General features: G+C 55.7%; 14 protein-coding genes. 12 read left to right on the top strand and 2 right to left on the bottom strand.

Annotated features, from left to right (window positions below; translation table 11 throughout):
* The first annotated feature begins 4 nt into the window (after positions 1-4).
* The 7 genes from ampG (at position 5) to DOU50_RS13315 (ending at position 8,253) form a co-directional block, all read left to right on the top strand.
* On the top strand, positions 5-1,480 hold the full coding sequence (gene ampG, locus DOU50_RS13345) for a muropeptide MFS transporter AmpG (RefSeq protein ID WP_148769548.1): 1,476 nt from the start codon (positions 5-7) through the stop codon (positions 1,478-1,480).
* Positions 1,481-1,957: 477 nt separating this feature from the next.
* Complete coding sequence (gene cyoA, locus DOU50_RS13340; protein ID WP_014882770.1) at positions 1,958-2,905, top strand: cytochrome o ubiquinol oxidase subunit II; 948 nt, start codon at positions 1,958-1,960, stop codon at positions 2,903-2,905.
* A 16-nt stretch (positions 2,906-2,921) separates the two neighbouring features.
* Positions 2,922-4,913 (top strand): cytochrome o ubiquinol oxidase subunit I, encoded by a 1,992-nt coding sequence (cyoB, locus tag DOU50_RS13335; protein WP_014168864.1) that lies wholly within the window; start codon positions 2,922-2,924, stop codon positions 4,911-4,913.
* On the top strand, positions 4,903-5,517 hold the full coding sequence (locus DOU50_RS13330) for a cytochrome o ubiquinol oxidase subunit III (protein WP_023334703.1): 615 nt from the start codon (positions 4,903-4,905) through the stop codon (positions 5,515-5,517). The genes cyoB and DOU50_RS13330 overlap by 11 nt, the downstream gene beginning before the upstream one ends.
* On the top strand, positions 5,517-5,843 hold the full coding sequence (locus tag DOU50_RS13325; protein WP_006176899.1) for a cytochrome o ubiquinol oxidase subunit IV: 327 nt from the start codon (positions 5,517-5,519) through the stop codon (positions 5,841-5,843). Before DOU50_RS13330 ends, DOU50_RS13325 begins: the two co-directional genes overlap by 1 nt.
* A gap of 11 nt (positions 5,844-5,854) precedes the next feature.
* Positions 5,855-6,742 carry a heme o synthase gene (gene cyoE / locus DOU50_RS13320; RefSeq protein ID WP_013095848.1) on the top strand — a complete coding sequence of 296 codons (888 nt, stop codon included), beginning with the start codon at positions 5,855-5,857 and terminating at the stop codon, positions 6,740-6,742.
* Between the two features lie 149 nt (positions 6,743-6,891).
* Positions 6,892-8,253: an MFS transporter gene (locus tag DOU50_RS13315; RefSeq protein WP_148769547.1), complete on the top strand. Its 1,362-nt coding sequence runs from the start codon at positions 6,892-6,894 to the stop codon at positions 8,251-8,253.
* A gap of 31 nt (positions 8,254-8,284) precedes the next feature.
* Here the strand turns inward: DOU50_RS13315 and DOU50_RS13310 are convergent, their stop codons facing one another.
* Positions 8,285-8,776, bottom strand: coding sequence for a YajQ family cyclic di-GMP-binding protein (locus tag DOU50_RS13310; RefSeq protein WP_023334701.1), 492 nt, complete (start codon positions 8,774-8,776; stop codon positions 8,285-8,287).
* A gap of 121 nt (positions 8,777-8,897) precedes the next feature.
* On the opposite strand from DOU50_RS13310, the gene panE reads away from it, so the two are divergent.
* The gene (gene panE, locus DOU50_RS13305) at positions 8,898-9,809 is read left to right on the top strand and encodes a 2-dehydropantoate 2-reductase (RefSeq protein ID WP_148769546.1); all 912 of its coding nucleotides are present in this window, start codon (positions 8,898-8,900) and stop codon (positions 9,807-9,809) included.
* Positions 9,772-10,362, top strand: a complete 591-nt coding sequence (gene yajL / locus DOU50_RS13300; RefSeq protein WP_148769545.1) for a protein deglycase YajL — start codon at positions 9,772-9,774, stop codon at positions 10,360-10,362. The genes panE and yajL overlap by 38 nt, the downstream gene beginning before the upstream one ends.
* 69 nt (positions 10,363-10,431) lie before the next feature.
* Here the strand turns inward: yajL and thiI are convergent, their stop codons facing one another.
* Positions 10,432-11,880: a tRNA uracil 4-sulfurtransferase ThiI gene (thiI, locus tag DOU50_RS13295; protein ID WP_024906813.1), complete on the bottom strand. Its 1,449-nt coding sequence runs from the start codon at positions 11,878-11,880 to the stop codon at positions 10,432-10,434.
* A 191-nt stretch (positions 11,881-12,071) separates the two neighbouring features.
* On the opposite strand from thiI, the gene xseB reads away from it, so the two are divergent.
* From xseB to dxs, 3 genes are read left to right on the top strand one after another with little or no spacing between them, the layout of a single operon-like run.
* Entirely contained in the window at positions 12,072-12,314 is a 243-nt protein-coding gene (gene xseB / locus DOU50_RS13290) for an exodeoxyribonuclease VII small subunit (RefSeq protein ID WP_008503331.1), read from the top strand.
* Positions 12,315-13,214 carry a (2E,6E)-farnesyl diphosphate synthase gene (gene ispA, locus DOU50_RS13285; RefSeq protein WP_008503332.1) on the top strand — a complete coding sequence of 300 codons (900 nt, stop codon included), beginning with the start codon at positions 12,315-12,317 and terminating at the stop codon, positions 13,212-13,214. It abuts the gene before it with no gap.
* A 24-nt stretch (positions 13,215-13,238) separates the two neighbouring features.
* Positions 13,239-15,101 (top strand): 1-deoxy-D-xylulose-5-phosphate synthase, encoded by a 1,863-nt coding sequence (gene dxs / locus DOU50_RS13280; RefSeq protein ID WP_024906812.1) that lies wholly within the window; start codon positions 13,239-13,241, stop codon positions 15,099-15,101.
* The last annotated feature ends 21 nt before the right edge of the window (positions 15,102-15,122 follow it).

Genomic DNA, 15,122 nt, shown 5'->3' with positions numbered 1-15,122 from the left:
GAACATGTCCAGCCATTACTTACGCATTTTCCAGCAACCGAAATCAGCGATTCTGCTGATCCTCGGCTTTGCCTCGGGTTTACCCCTCGCACTCACTTCCGGCACGCTTCAGGCGTGGATGACGGTCGAGAACATCGATCTGAAAACCATTGGCTTCTTCTCGCTTGTGGGCCAGGCCTACGTCTTTAAGTTCCTGTGGTCTCCGGTCATGGATCGCTACACGCCGCCTTTCCTCGGGCGTCGTCGCGGCTGGCTGGTGATGACGCAAATCCTACTGCTGCTGACCATTGCGGCGATGGGTTTTCTTGAGCCCACCACGCAGCTTCGCTGGATGGCGGCGCTTGCGGTGGTGATTGCCTTCTGTTCCGCCTCTCAGGATATCGTGTTCGACGCTTGGAAGACGGACGTGTTACCTGCGGAAGAGCGCGGCGCCGGTGCGGCAATCAGCGTGCTGGGCTATCGCCTCGGGATGCTGGTCTCTGGTGGGCTGGCGCTGTGGCTTGCCGACCGTTACCTCGGCTGGCAGGGTATGTACTGGCTGATGGCCGCCCTGCTGATCCCCTGCATTATCGCGACCTTATTGGCGCCCGAACCGAGTGACGTTATCCCGGTTCCCCGCTCGCTGGAGCAGGCCGTCGCCGAACCGCTTCGTGACTTCTTTGGCCGCAACAACGCCTGGCTGATCCTGTTGCTCATCGTCCTTTATAAGCTGGGCGATGCCTTTGCCATGAGCCTGACCACCACCTTCCTGATCCGCGGTGTCGGTTTTGACGCCGGCGAAGTGGGTGTGGTGAATAAAACGCTGGGGCTGTTTGCGACCATTGTCGGGGCATTATACGGTGGCGTGCTGATGCAGCGCCTGACGCTGTTCCGCGCGCTGCTGATTTTCGGCATCCTTCAGGGCGCCTCTAACGCAGGCTACTGGCTGCTGTCGATTACCGATAAACATACGATCAGCATGGCCGCGGCGGTGTTCTTCGAAAACCTCTGCGCCGGTATGGGCACAGCGGCGTTTGTCGCCCTGCTGATGACCCTGTGCAACAAGTCATTTTCCGCCACGCAGTTCGCTCTGCTCTCGGCGCTCTCTGCCGTAGGCCGCGTGTACGTTGGCCCGATTGCCGGCTGGTTCGTGGAAGCCCACGGTTGGCCAACATTTTATCTCTTTTCTGTCGTGGCCGCCGTGCCGGGGATTTTATTGTTGCTGGTGTGTCGCCAGACGCTGGAATATACCCAGCGGACAGAACACTTTATGCCGCGCACCGAATATCACCGCGCCTACCGTTTTGCGTTACGTCTGTTAATGGTGGGCTGCCTTGCTCTGGCACTGTGGCTGGTGGTGCTCATTATTAATGCCAGCACGTCACTGGCACTCCCCTTCGAAGCCCTTCTGCTGGACGCAGGCGCCCTGCTGGCTATCGCCGGGATCCTGACCGGGGGCCTGCTCGATTTCATGGCCTTGCGTAAAACGCAGATGACCTGAAGAAAAATGCGAAAGGTTATTTTCCGTTGTAATCACTAACCGAAATTATAACGGCGAAATAGCCATCAACCGCAAAAAAAATATTTGTTGTTTTGTGCGGGATAGGATTTGGAAATTATTGGCTCCCATTCCAAAACGCTATTTTTCATTAAACGATTCAGCATGCGAGAGTTTGATTTTTCGTTTTTTAGATGTCTTTTTATTGATAATTAATTGTTAATTTTTTGTTTATTTTCAACAATGGTTATACCAATTGCCCCTTTTAGGGTATGCTTGGGGGTCCTTTCGTTATAAAGCCCATGCCATGCGGCTTCGGTCATAAGAACCGACATAATTTGCAACACTTGTGACACGTGCGGCAGAACCCGGTAACACCTTCCTGACACAGGCCTAATGATGTTTACAGTAATGTAACCTTCCCGTAAAATGCCCGCACACTTTAAACGCCACCAGACTCCGTGGAATTGAGGTCGTTAAATGAGACTCGGGAAATACAATAAAAGTTTGGGATGGTTGTCATTATTCGCGGGCACTGTATTACTCAGTGGCTGCGATTCTGCACTACTAGACCCCAAAGGACAGATTGGACTGGAACAACGTTCACTGATATTGACGGCTTTTGGCCTGATGTTGATTGTGGTTATTCCTGCCATTTTGATGGCTGTTGGTTTCGCCTGGAAGTATCGTGCGAGCAATAAAGATGCGAAGTATAGCCCTAACTGGTCACACTCCAATAAAGTGGAAGCTGTGGTCTGGACGGTACCTATTCTGATCATCCTGTTCCTTGCCGTACTGACCTGGAAAACCACTCACGCACTTGAGCCAAGCAAACCGCTGGTTCACGATGAGAAACCTATTACCATTGAAGTGGTCTCCATGGACTGGAAATGGTTCTTCATCTATCCAGAGCAGGGTATTGCTACCGTGAATGAAATCGCCTTCCCGGCGAACACTCCGGTTCAGTTCAAAGTGACCTCCAACTCCGTAATGAACTCCTTCTTCATCCCACGTCTGGGTAGCCAGATTTACGCGATGGCCGGTATGCAGACCAATCTGCACCTGATCGCGAATGAAGCAGGCACCTATGATGGTATCTCCGCCAGCTATAGCGGCCCGGGCTTCTCAGGTATGAAGTTCAAAGCTATTGCGACGCCGGACCGTGCCGCTTTCGACCAGTGGGTTGAAAAAGCGAAGCAGTCTCCAAACACCATGTCTGACATGGCGGCGTTCGAAAAAGTGGCTGCACCTAGCGAATACAACAAGGTGGAGTACTTCTCTAATGTGAAACCAGATTTGTTCAAAGACGTTATTGGCAAATTTATGGATCACGGCAAGAGCATGGACATGACCCAGCCTGAAGGCGAGCACAGCGCGCATGAAGGTATGGAAGGCATGGACATGAGCCACGCGGAAACCGCTCACTAAGGGGCCGAGGAAGAAAATGTTCGGAAAATTGACACTGGATGCAGTGCCCTACCATGAACCGATTATCGTGGTTACGGTGGCTGCAATTATCATTGGTGGCGCGGCCTTACTGGCCCTGATCACTTACTTCGGTAAGTGGAGCTACCTGTGGAACGAGTGGCTGACTTCGGTTGACCACAAAAAACTCGGTATCATGTACTGCATCGTCGGTATCGTCATGTTAATTCGTGGCTTTGCGGATGCGATCATGATGCGTAGCCAGCAGGCACTCGCTTCAGCGGGTGAAGCCGGCTTCCTGCCGCCGCACCACTACGATCAGATCTTTACCGCTCACGGCGTTATCATGATCTTCTTCGTGGCGATGCCGCTGGTTATCGGTCTGATGAACGTTGTCGTTCCGCTGCAAATCGGCGCGCGCGACGTGGCGTTCCCGTTCCTGAACAACCTGAGCTTCTGGTTCACGGTTGTCGGCGTTATTCTGGTTAACCTGTCACTGGGTGTGGGCGAATTCGCGCAGACCGGCTGGCTGGCTTACCCGCCGCTGTCAGGAATTGAGTACAGTCCGGGCGTTGGCGTCGACTACTGGATTTGGGCGCTTCAGCTCTCCGGTGTCGGTACTACCCTGACCGGTATCAACTTCTTCGTGACCATTATCAAGATGCGTGCCCCTGGCATGACCATGTTCAAGATGCCGGTATTTACCTGGGCATCTCTGTGCGCCAACATCCTGATTATTGCCTCCTTCCCAATTCTGACCGTCACCATCGCGCTGCTGACCCTGGACCGCTACCTGGGCACCCATTTCTTCACGAATGATATGGGTGGCAACATGATGATGTACATCAACCTGATTTGGGCCTGGGGTCACCCGGAAGTGTACATTCTGGTTCTGCCTGTGTTCGGTGTGTTCTCCGAAATCGCGGCAACCTTCTCGCGTAAACGTCTGTTTGGTTACACCTCTCTGGTGTGGGCAACCGTGTGTATTACCGTTCTGTCGTTCATCGTTTGGCTGCACCACTTCTTCACCATGGGTGCGGGCGCGAACGTAAACGCCTTCTTCGGTATCACCACTATGATTATCGCCATCCCTACCGGGGTGAAGATCTTCAACTGGCTGTTCACCATGTACCAGGGCCGTATCGTGTTCCACTCAGCGATGCTGTGGACCATCGGCTTCATCGTGACCTTCTCCGTAGGTGGGATGACCGGCGTACTGCTGGCGGTACCAGGTGCTGACTTCGTTCTGCACAACAGTCTGTTCCTGATTGCGCACTTCCATAACGTTATCATCGGTGGCGTGGTCTTCGGCTGCTTCGCTGGCGTAACCTACTGGTGGCCAAAAGCGTTCGGCTTCACGCTGAACGAAAAATGGGGTAAACGCGCGTTCTGGTTCTGGATCATCGGCTTCTTCGTGGCATTTATGCCGCTGTACGTGCTGGGCTTCATGGGTATGACCCGTCGTCTGAGCCAGCAGATCGATCCGCAGTTCCACCCAATGCTGATGGTTGCAGCGGGCGGTGCCGTGCTGATTGCCTGTGGTATCGCGTCTCAGCTGATTCAGTTCTACGTGTCTATTCGCGACCGCGACCAGAACCGTGACCTGACCGGTGACCCATGGGGTGGCCGTACGCTGGAGTGGGCAACCTCTTCTCCACCGCCTTTCTATAACTTTGCCATCGTGCCGCAGGTTCATGAACGCGACGCATTCTGGGAAATGAAAGAAAAAGGTGAAGCGTACAAGCAACCTGCTCATTACGAAGAGATCCACATGCCGAAAAACAGCGGTGCGGGCATCGTGATTGCCGCCTTCGCAACGGTATTTGGTTTCGCAATGATCTGGCACATCTGGTGGATGGCGATTGTTGGCTTCGCCGGCATCGTAATCAGCTGGATTGTGAAGAGCTTTGACGAGGACGTGGACTACTACGTACCAGTCCGTGAAGTTGAGAAGCTGGAAAATCAGCATTTCGACGAGATTTCTAAAGCGGGGCTGAAAAATGGCAACTGATACTCTGGCGCACTCAACTGCCCACGCGCATGAACATGCGCACCACGATACAGGACCGACCAAAGTCTTCGGTTTCTGGATCTACCTGATGAGCGACTGCATTCTGTTCTGCTGTCTGTTCGCGACCTATGCCGTTCTGGTGAACGGCACGGCGGGCGGCCCGGCTGGCAAGGATATCTTTGAACTGCCGTTCGTTCTGGTTGAAACCGCACTGCTGTTATTCAGCTCCATCACCTACGGCATGGCGGCTATCGCCATGTACAAAAACAACAAGAGCCAGGTTGTGTCCTGGCTGGCGTTGACCTGGTTGTTTGGTGCTGGATTTATCGGGATGGAAATCTATGAATTCCATCACCTGATTCTGGAAGGTTTCGGTCCGGATCGCAGTGGCTTCCTGTCCGCGTTCTTCGCGCTGGTAGGTACCCACGGTCTGCACGTCACCTCTGGTCTGATCTGGATGGCGGTACTGATGTTCCAGGTATCCCGTCGCGGCCTGACCAGCACTAACCGTACCCGTATTATGTGCCTGAGCCTGTTCTGGCACTTCCTGGACGTGGTGTGGATCTGTGTGTTCTCTGTTGTATATCTGATGGGGGCGATGTAATGAGTCATTCAAACGATCATGGCGCTTCCCACGGTAGCGTAAAAACCTACATGACAGGTTTCATCCTGTCGATCATCCTGACGGTGATCCCGTTCTGGATGGTGATGAGCGGTTCTGCGTCTAAGCCGGTTATTCTGGGTGCAATCCTGGTGACCGCGGTGATTCAGATTCTGGTGCATCTGGTTTGCTTCCTGCACATGAACACCAAGTCCGATGAAGGCTGGAATATGACCGCCTTTATCTTTACCGTGATTATCATCGCTATCCTGGTAGTCGGTTCCATCTGGATTATGTGGAACCTCAACTACAACATGATGGTTCACTAAGAGCGGCGAGTATGTTTAAGCAATACCTGCAAGTAACGAAACCAGGCATCATCTTTGGCAACCTGATCTCCGTGATCGGAGGGTTCCTGCTGGCCTCTAAGGGCAGCATTGATTACACCCTCTTTATCTACACGCTGGTCGGTGTGTCACTGGTTGTTGCGTCCGGTTGTGTATTTAACAACTACATCGACATGGATATCGACAAGAAGATGGAAAGGACCAAAAATCGGGTGCTGGTGAAAGGCCTGATCGCCCCTTCCGTCTCGCTGGTGTACGCCACCTTGCTGGGTATTGCTGGCTTTATGCTGCTGTGGTTTGGTGCTAACCCGCTGGCCTGCTGGCTGGGGGTGATGGGGTTCGTGGTGTATGTGGGCGTCTACAGCCTGTATATGAAACGCCACTCCGTCTACGGCACGCTGATTGGTTCTCTCTCCGGCGCTGCGCCGCCGGTGATTGGCTACTGCGCGGTCACGAACGAGTTCGACAGCGGTGCGCTGATCCTGCTGGCTATCTTTAGCCTGTGGCAGATGCCGCACTCTTATGCCATCGCGATTTTCCGCTTTAAGGATTATCAGGCAGCGAACATCCCGGTTCTGCCGGTCGTGAAAGGCATTTCGGTTGCCAAGAACCACATCACGCTGTACATCATCGCCTTTGCCGTGGCAACGCTGATGCTCTCTCTGGGTGGTTACGCTGGATATAAATATCTGGCGGTAGCGGCTGCGGTGAGCGTCTGGTGGCTCGGTATGGCGCTGCGCGGTTACAAAGTGGAAGATGACAAAGTCTGGGCGCGCAAACTGTTTGTGTTCTCGATTGTGGCCATCACCTCGCTGTCCGTGATGATGTCCGTGGACTTCATGGTGCCGGATTCACACAACCTGCTGACTTACGTCTGGTAAGCCACAACAGGTGAATAAAGGGGTGCTTCGGCACCCTTTTTTATTCACGGAATTTATTAATAACGCATGTAATATTTGTTAAATAACCCTTTATTTACCCCGCCCCTTCCCCGCACTACACTATGGCCTGCTTTTGAACTGAGGTGGTAATGAACGATTATAAAATGACGCCAGGCGAGCTTCGCGCGACCTGGGGCTTAGGGACTGTCTTCTCGCTACGGATGCTTGGCATGTTTATGGTCCTGCCTGTTCTGACCACGTACGGTATGGCGCTGCAGGGGGCCAGCGAGGCGCTGATTGGGCTCGCAATCGGCATCTACGGTCTGGCGCAGGCGGTGTTCCAGATCCCGTTTGGCCTGCTCTCTGACCGGGTGGGCCGAAAGCCGCTGATCGTTGGTGGGCTGCTGGTCTTTATGCTCGGGAGCGTCATTGCCGCCCTCTCCCACTCCATCTGGGGAATTATTCTCGGCCGCGCCCTGCAGGGTTCCGGCGCGATTGCCGCTGCGGTGATGGCGCTGCTGTCAGACTTAACCCGCGAGCAGAACCGCACTAAAGCGATGGCATTCATCGGCGTGAGCTTTGGCGTGACGTTTGCGATTGCGATGGTGCTGGGCCCCATCATTACGCACACATTGGGTCTGCACGCGCTGTTCTGGATGATTGCAGTGCTGGCGACCATCGGTATTGCCTTAACCCTGTGGGTGGTTCCGGACAGCAAAAACCACGTCCTCAACCGTGAGTCGGGGATGGTAAAAGGCTGCTTCAGCAAAGTGATCGTCGAGCCGCGCCTGCTGAAGCTGAATTTTGGCATTATGTGTTTGCACATCCTGCTGATGTCGACCTTTGTTGCCCTGCCCGGCCAGCTTGCCGCAGCGGGTTTTCCGGCTGCTGAGCACTGGAAAATCTATCTGGTCACGATGCTGATTTCGTTTGTCTCCGTCGTGCCGTTCATCATCTACGCCGAAGTGAAGCGCAAAATGAAGCGCGTCTTCGTGGGCTGCGTGGCGATACTGCTGATTGCCGAGATCGTGCTCTGGGGGGCCGGCCCGCACTTCTGGGAGCTGATTGCCGGCGTGCAGCTGTTCTTCCTGGCCTTTAACCTGATGGAAGCGTTGCTCCCGTCGCTTATCAGCAAAGAGTCCCCCGCCGGTTACAAAGGCACGGCAATGGGCATTTATTCCACCAGCCAGTTTCTCGGCGTGGCAATCGGCGGCTCGCTTGGCGGCTGGGTGGACGGCCTGTTTGATTCACAAACCGTGTTTCTCGCCGGTGCGCTGTTGGCGACAGTCTGGCTGCTGGTCGCCAGCACCATGAAAGAGCCGCGCTACGTGAGCAGCCTGCGCGTGGAAATCCCGAATGACGTTGAGATTAGCGATGCGCTGAAACAGCGTCTGGAAGCAAAAGAAGGCGTGACAGAAGTGCTGATTGTCCCCGAAGAGCGCAGCGCTTACGTCAAAATAGACAGTAAAATGACCAACCGCTTCGAAGTTGAGCAGGCGCTCAAAGCGTGAAAAAAAGCCCGGTTAAACCGGGCTTTTTATATTAATCGCGGAAGTTTTTAAACTGGAACGGCTGCCCCAGATCGCCGCCGCGCACCAGCGCCATCACCGACTGGAGGTCATCACGGGATTTCCCGGTGACGCGAATCTCTTCGCCCTGGATCTGCGCCTGCACCTTCAGCTTGCTGTCTTTGATGAGCTTCACAATCTTCTTCTGCACCGCGCTCTCGATGCCCTGCTTCAGCTTAGCTTCAACAAACCAGTTCTTACCGCTGTGCACAAACTCTTCCGGTACATCCAGAGACGTCCCTTCGATGCCGCGCTTTAACAGCTTGGCGCGCAGAATGTCGAGCAGCTGATTTACCTGGAAATCAGACTCGCTCAACACCTTGATGGTCTTATTTGCATCGTTCAGCTCAAACGACGCCTCAACGCCACGAAAATCGAAACGTGACTCAACTTCGCGGGTTGCGTTCTCAACGCCGTTGCGAACTTCCTGGATATCAACTTCGGAAACAATATCGAAAGATGGCATCTTTTCTTCTCCCTTCACTTTTGTTGCGTTGCATAATACCCGCTACGAGGCATAACTCAACAGAAGCTTAGCTGTATAATTAAGCTGTAACACCTGGCGCAGTTGCAGGTGAGGAGGAACAATGAAAATTACAGTGCTCGGATGTGGAGCCCTTGGTCAGCTGTGGCTGACCGCGCTGTGCAAGCACGGACATGAGGTTCAGGGCTGGCTGCGCGTGCCCCAGCCCTATTGCAGTGTAAACCTGATTGGTGAAGACGGAAGCATCTTTAACGAATCCCTCACCGCGAACGATCCTGATTTCCTGGCGCAAAGTGACCTTTTACTGGTGACGCTCAAAGCGTGGCAGGTCTCAGACGCGGTAAAGACGCTGTCCGCCCAGCTCCCCCCCACTTCGCCCATACTGCTGCTGCATAACGGCATGGGGACCCTTGACGAGCTGAAAAGCGTTCCGCAGCCCCTGCTGATGGCGTCGACCACGCACGCTGCCCGTCGCGACGGTAACATCATCGTGCATGTCGCCAGCGGGGTGACGCACATTGGACCCGCCAGAACGCAGGATGGCGACTATAGCTATCTGGCCGATGTGCTGCAGAAGGTGCTGCCGGACGTGGCCTGGCATAACCATATTCGTCCTCAGCTCTGGCGCAAGCTGGCCGTAAACTGCGTGATCAATCCGCTGACGGCGCTGTGGAACTGTCCGAACGGAGAGCTGAAAAATCATCCACAGGACGTTGCGGTGCTGTGTGCAGAAATCGCGGCGGTCGTTGAGCGGGAAGGCCTGCACACGTCGGCGGACGATTTGCGCTGCTACGTCGAGCAGGTTATTGAAAGCACGGCAGAAAACATCTCCTCGATGCTGCAGGACGTTCGGGCATTACGCCACACGGAGATCGACTATATCACCGGTTATCTGCTAAAACGCGCCCGCGCGCACGGCATCGCGGTGCCGGAAAACGCCCGTCTGTATGACCTGGTTAAACGTAAGGAGAGTGAATATGAGCGCGTCAGCCCTGATCTGCCTCGCCCCTGGTAGCGAAGAGATGGAAGCGGTCACCACCATTGATTTGATGGTGCGCGGTGGCATTAAGGTGACAACCGCCAGCGTCGCCAGCGACGGCAGCCTGGCGATTACCTGCTCGCGCGGCGTGAAGCTGCTCGCGGATGCCCCGCTCGTGCAGGTAGCCGACGGGGATTACGATATCATCGTTTTGCCCGGTGGCCTGAAAGGCGCGGAATGTTTTCGCGACAGCCCGCTGCTGGTCGAGACCGTGCGTCAGTTTCATTTATCCGGCCGTATCGTCGCCGCTATCTGTGCCGCCGCCGGCACGGTGCTGATTCCGCACGATATCTTCCCTATCGGCAACATGACCGGCTTCCTGGGGCTTAAGGATACGATCCCGGATGAGCATTGGGTGGATAAACGCGTCGTCTGGGACCCGCGCGTCAACCTGCTGACCAGCCAGGGACCCGGCACCGCAATTGATTTTGGCTTAAAGATTATTGACCTGCTGGTCGGGCGAGAAAAGGCGTACGAAGTGGCATCGTCGCTGGTGATGCCGGCGGGGATTTATAATTATTACGAATAGGTGTTTTCTCCCTCTCCCTGTGGGAGAGGGCCGGGGTGAGGGCATCAGGCCGCACTCCCCGGCGAGAAACTACGGGCGATACACCTTCACATTCGCAAAGCCCTGCTCGCGCAGATACAGCGCCTGCAGGCGGCTCATCACCCCGCGCTCACACCACAGCAGGTACGTTTTGCTCTGGTCGAGATCGCCAAACTTCGTGCTCAGCTTGTAGAACGGCAGAGAAACCACGTCGACGCCTTCAACCTGCAGCGGCTTGTCATCCTGCTCGTCAATAGAGCGGATATCCAGAATCGCATCGTTAGCGCCGAAACCGCTCACGGTTTCCACTTCTACCACTTCCTGCTCGGTCTGCTGGGCAATCTCGCGGATATCAATGTTGGACGCTTCCGCCACCACTTTTTCCAGAATGCTGAAATCGAAGTGCTCTTCTTCCGCTTCGATCTTCGCCTTCACCGCTTTCACCGTTGGGCTTTTTGAGATCACGCCGCAGTATTCCGGCATGGTGCGGGCAAAATCTTCGGTGCCGATTTCGCGCGCCAGATCGATGATGTGTTCTTTATCGTGAGAGATCAGCGGACGCAGGATCAGCGTATCAGACACGTTGTCGATAAGACGCAGGTTGGTCAGCGTCTGGCTGGAAACCTGGCCCAGCGCTTCGCCGGTGACCAGCGCCTGCACGCCGTAGCGTTCAGCCACTTTGGACGCCGCGCGCACCATCATGCGCTTCAGGATGACGCCCATCTGGCCGTCGTCCACTTTCTCCAGAATCTCGCCGACCACCGGTTCGAAATTAATTGCCACGAAACGCACGCGGTGGGAGCTGCCGAAGCGGTTCCACAGGTAATGCGCGACCTGACGAACGCCGATCTCGTGCGCCGCGCCGCCCAGGTTGAAGAAGCAGTAGTGTACGCGGCAGCCGCGGCGCATCAGCATATAGCTGGAGACGCCGGAGTCGAAGCCGCCGGAGATCAGGGACAATACGTCTTCCTGGGTGCCAATCGGGAAGCCGCCGATACCTTCATAGCGCCCTTTCACCAGCAGCAGGCGATCGTTTTCGATCTCCAGATTGACGGTTACGTCAGGGTTGGTCAGGCGCACGCGCGCAGACTCGACGTGCTGGTTCAGACCGCCGCCGACGTAACGTTCCACTTCAATGGAGCTGAACTCGTGCTTGCCGCGACGCTTTACGCGCACGCAGAAGGTTTTGCCTTCGATCTGGTCGCGGTACTGGACCAGCGCTTTCTCGAAGATGTCGTGCATATCGCTGAACGGGACATCTTCCACTTCCAGGATATGGTGGATACCCGGAATACGGGTCAGGGCGTCGCGAATATCCTGACGTTTGTTTTCGTCTTTGGCACGGACCTCAACGTGGTCCCAGTGGCGCACCACGGCGAGGGTTTCGTCGTAGTGCTTTAATACGTTTCGAATGTTCCCGGTGAGAATTTTAATAAAGCGCAAACGCACAGATTGGCTTTTGATGGTGATTTCAGGGAACAATTTAATGATAAACTTCATGGCGGCAATGTTTCTTAGGCAAGCGTATTAAGGCTTGTAATGGAAAAGAGTACAGCAGCCCACACCCGTGGCTGCATCCAGGCGCGCAAGTATACCACCATCGCGCCGCTCCTGTGCACATTGCGCGTTATTTGATAATTGCCCTGAGTCCGTTACCATGTCGGGGCTGAGAATATAAGAGTCAATTCACTATGCCGAAGAAGAACGACGCACCGGCCAGTTTCGAAACTGCGCTGAGTGAACTGGAGCAAATTGTTACCCGCCTTGAGAGCGGCGATCTCCCGCTGGAAGAGGCGCTCAACGAATTCGAGCGTGGCGTGCAGCTGGCGCGCCAGGGGCAGGTCAAGCTGCAGCAGGCCGAGCAGCGCGTGCAGATCCTGCTTTCCGACAGCGAAGACGCGAAAACCACGCCTTTCACACCGGACGCCGAGTAAATGGATTTTGCCAATGAGCTTCAGGCGCGTGTCGTACGCGCCAACGACGCCCTGCGCCGTTTTATCGCGCCACAGCCTTTTCAGAACACTCCACTGGTTGAAGCCATGCACTATGGCGCACTCTTGGGTGGAAAGCGCCTGCGCCCGTTCCTGGTGTACGCCACGGGCAATATGTTTGGCATCAGCGATAACACGCTGGACGCCCCGGCAGCCGCCGTTGAGTGCATCCATGCCTACTCGCTGATCCACGACGATCTCCCGGCCATGGACGACGACGATTTACGTCGGGGTCAACCCACCTGCCATATCAAGTTTGGCGAGGCGAATGCCATTCTGGCGGGTGATGCCCTGCAAACGCTGGCGTTCTCGATTTTGAGCGACGCGCCGATGGCGGAAGTGGCTGACCGTGACCGCCTGGCGATGATCTCCGAGCTGGCAATGGCCAGCGGCGTAGCCGGCATGTGCGGCGGACAGGCGCTGGATCTTGAAGCTGAAGGACGTCAGGTTAATCTGGAACAGCTGGAGCGTATTCATCGCCATAAAACAGGGGCGTTGATCCGTTCCGCCGTTCGCCTGGGCGCGCTGAGCGCGGGTGAACAAGGGCGCAAAGCCCTGCCGATTCTGGACAGATACGCAGAAAGTATCGGTCTGGCATTCCAGGTTCAGGATGACATTCTGGATGTGGTGGGCGATACTGCAACATTGGGTAAACGTCAGGGTGCGGACCAGCAGCTTGGCAAAAGTACCTACCCCGCCCTGCTGGGCCTTGAGCAAGCCCAACGTAAAGCCCGGGATCTGATTGACGATGCCCGCCAGTCGCTAAATGAACTGGCCGCGCAATCGCTGGATACCTCGGCACTGGAAGCGCTAGCGGACTATATAATCCAGCGTGATAAATAAACTATATATCTCGATGAGCCTTTGATGAGTTTTGATATTGCCAAATACCCGACACTGGCGTTAGTTGACTCCACCCAGGAGTTACGTCTGCTGCCGAAAGAGAGCCTGCCGAAGCTGTGCGACGAGCTGCGTCGCTACCTGCTCGACAGCGTTAGCCGCTCCAGCGGCCATTTCGCCTCCGGGCTTGGCACGGTAGAGCTGACCGTGGCGCTGCACTATGTCTATAACACGCCGTTCGATCAGCTCATCTGGGACGTGGGCCACCAGGCTTATCCGCACAAAATTCTGACCGGACGTCGCGATAAAATTGGCACCATTCGTCAGAAAGGCGGCCTGCACCCGTTCCCGTGGCGCGGTGAGAGCGAGTACGATGTGCTGAGCGTCGGCCACTCCTCTACCTCCATTTCGGCGGGCATCGGGATTGCCGTTGCCGCCGAAAAAGAGAACAAGCAGCGCCGCACCGTCTGCGTGATTGGCGACGGTGCCATCACCGCCGGTATGGCCTTTGAGGCCATGAACCATGCGGGCGACATCAAGCCGGACATGCTGGTTATCCTTAACGATAACGAAATGTCGATTTCCGAGAACGTCGGCGCGCTGAACAACCATCTGGCGCAGCTGCTCTCCGGCAAGCTTTACTCCTCGCTGCGTGAAGGCGGCAAGAAAGTCTTCTCCGGCGTGCCGCCAATCAAAGAGCTGCTCAAGCGTACCGAAGAGCACATTAAAGGCATGGTCGTGCCGGGCACCCTGTTTGAAGAGCTGGGCTTTAACTATATCGGCCCGGTTGACGGCCATGACGTGCTCGGTCTGGTGACCACGCTCAAGAACATGCGCGACCTGAAAGGCCCGCAGTTCCTGCACATCATGACCAAAAAAGGGCGTGGCTACGAACCGGCGGAAAAAGATCCGATCACCTTCCACGCGGTACCGAAATTTGACCCGTCCAGCGGCTGTCTGCCAAAAAGCAGCGGCGGCATGCCGAGCTATTCAAAAATCTTCGGCGACTGGCTGTGCGAAACCGCCGCGAAAGACAACAAGCTGATGGCGATCACCCCGGCCATGCGTGAAGGCTCCGGCATGGTGGAGTTCTCCAGAAAATACCCTGACCAGTATTTTGACGTTGCCATTGCCGAACAGCATGCGGTGACGTTTGCGGCGGGCCTTGCCATTGGCGGCTACAAGCCGGTTGTCGCGATCTATTCCACCTTCCTGCAGCGCGCCTACGATCAGGTCATCCACGACGTGGCGATTCAGAAGCTGCCGGTGCTGTTTGCTATCGATCGTGCAGGCATCGTCGGTGCCGACGGCCAGACGCACCAGGGCGCGTTTGACCTGTCGTTCCTGCGCTGTATTCCGGACATGGTCGTCATGACGCCAAGCGACGAGAACGAATGTCGTCAGATGCTGTTTACCGGCTACCACTATCAGGATGGCCCAAGCGCCGTTCGCTACCCGCGCGGCAATGCGGTGGGCGTTGAGCTCCAGCCGCTGGAAAAACTGCCGATCGGTAAAGGTCTGGTGAAGCGTCGCGGTGAAAAAGTGGCGATCCTGAACTTCGGCACGCTGATGCCAGAGGCGGCGAAAGCGGCTGAAGCGCTGAATGCCACCCTGGTGGACATGCGCTTTGTGAAACCGCTCGACGAATCGCTGATCCTGAGTATGGCGGAGACGCATGACGTGCTGGTCACGCTGGAAGAAAACGCCATTATGGGCGGCGCGGGCAGCGGCGTGAACGAGGTGCTGATGGCAAATCGTAAAGCCGTGCCGGTGCTAAACCTCGGCCTGCCGGATCATTTCATTCCTCAGGGTACCCAGGATGAAGCCCGTGCGGCGATTGGCCTGGACGCTGCCGGTATCGAAGCTAAAATCCGCCGCTGGCTGGACTGACCCCTTCCCCCTTTTCCGCTC

The organism is Enterobacter sp. C6 (genome assembly GCF_008122455.1).
Lineage (GTDB): Bacteria > Pseudomonadota > Gammaproteobacteria > Enterobacterales > Enterobacteriaceae > Enterobacter > Enterobacter pseudoroggenkampii.
The sequence above is the reverse complement of the archived record's forward strand: the minus strand, read 5'-3'. Positions and strand labels throughout refer to the sequence as shown.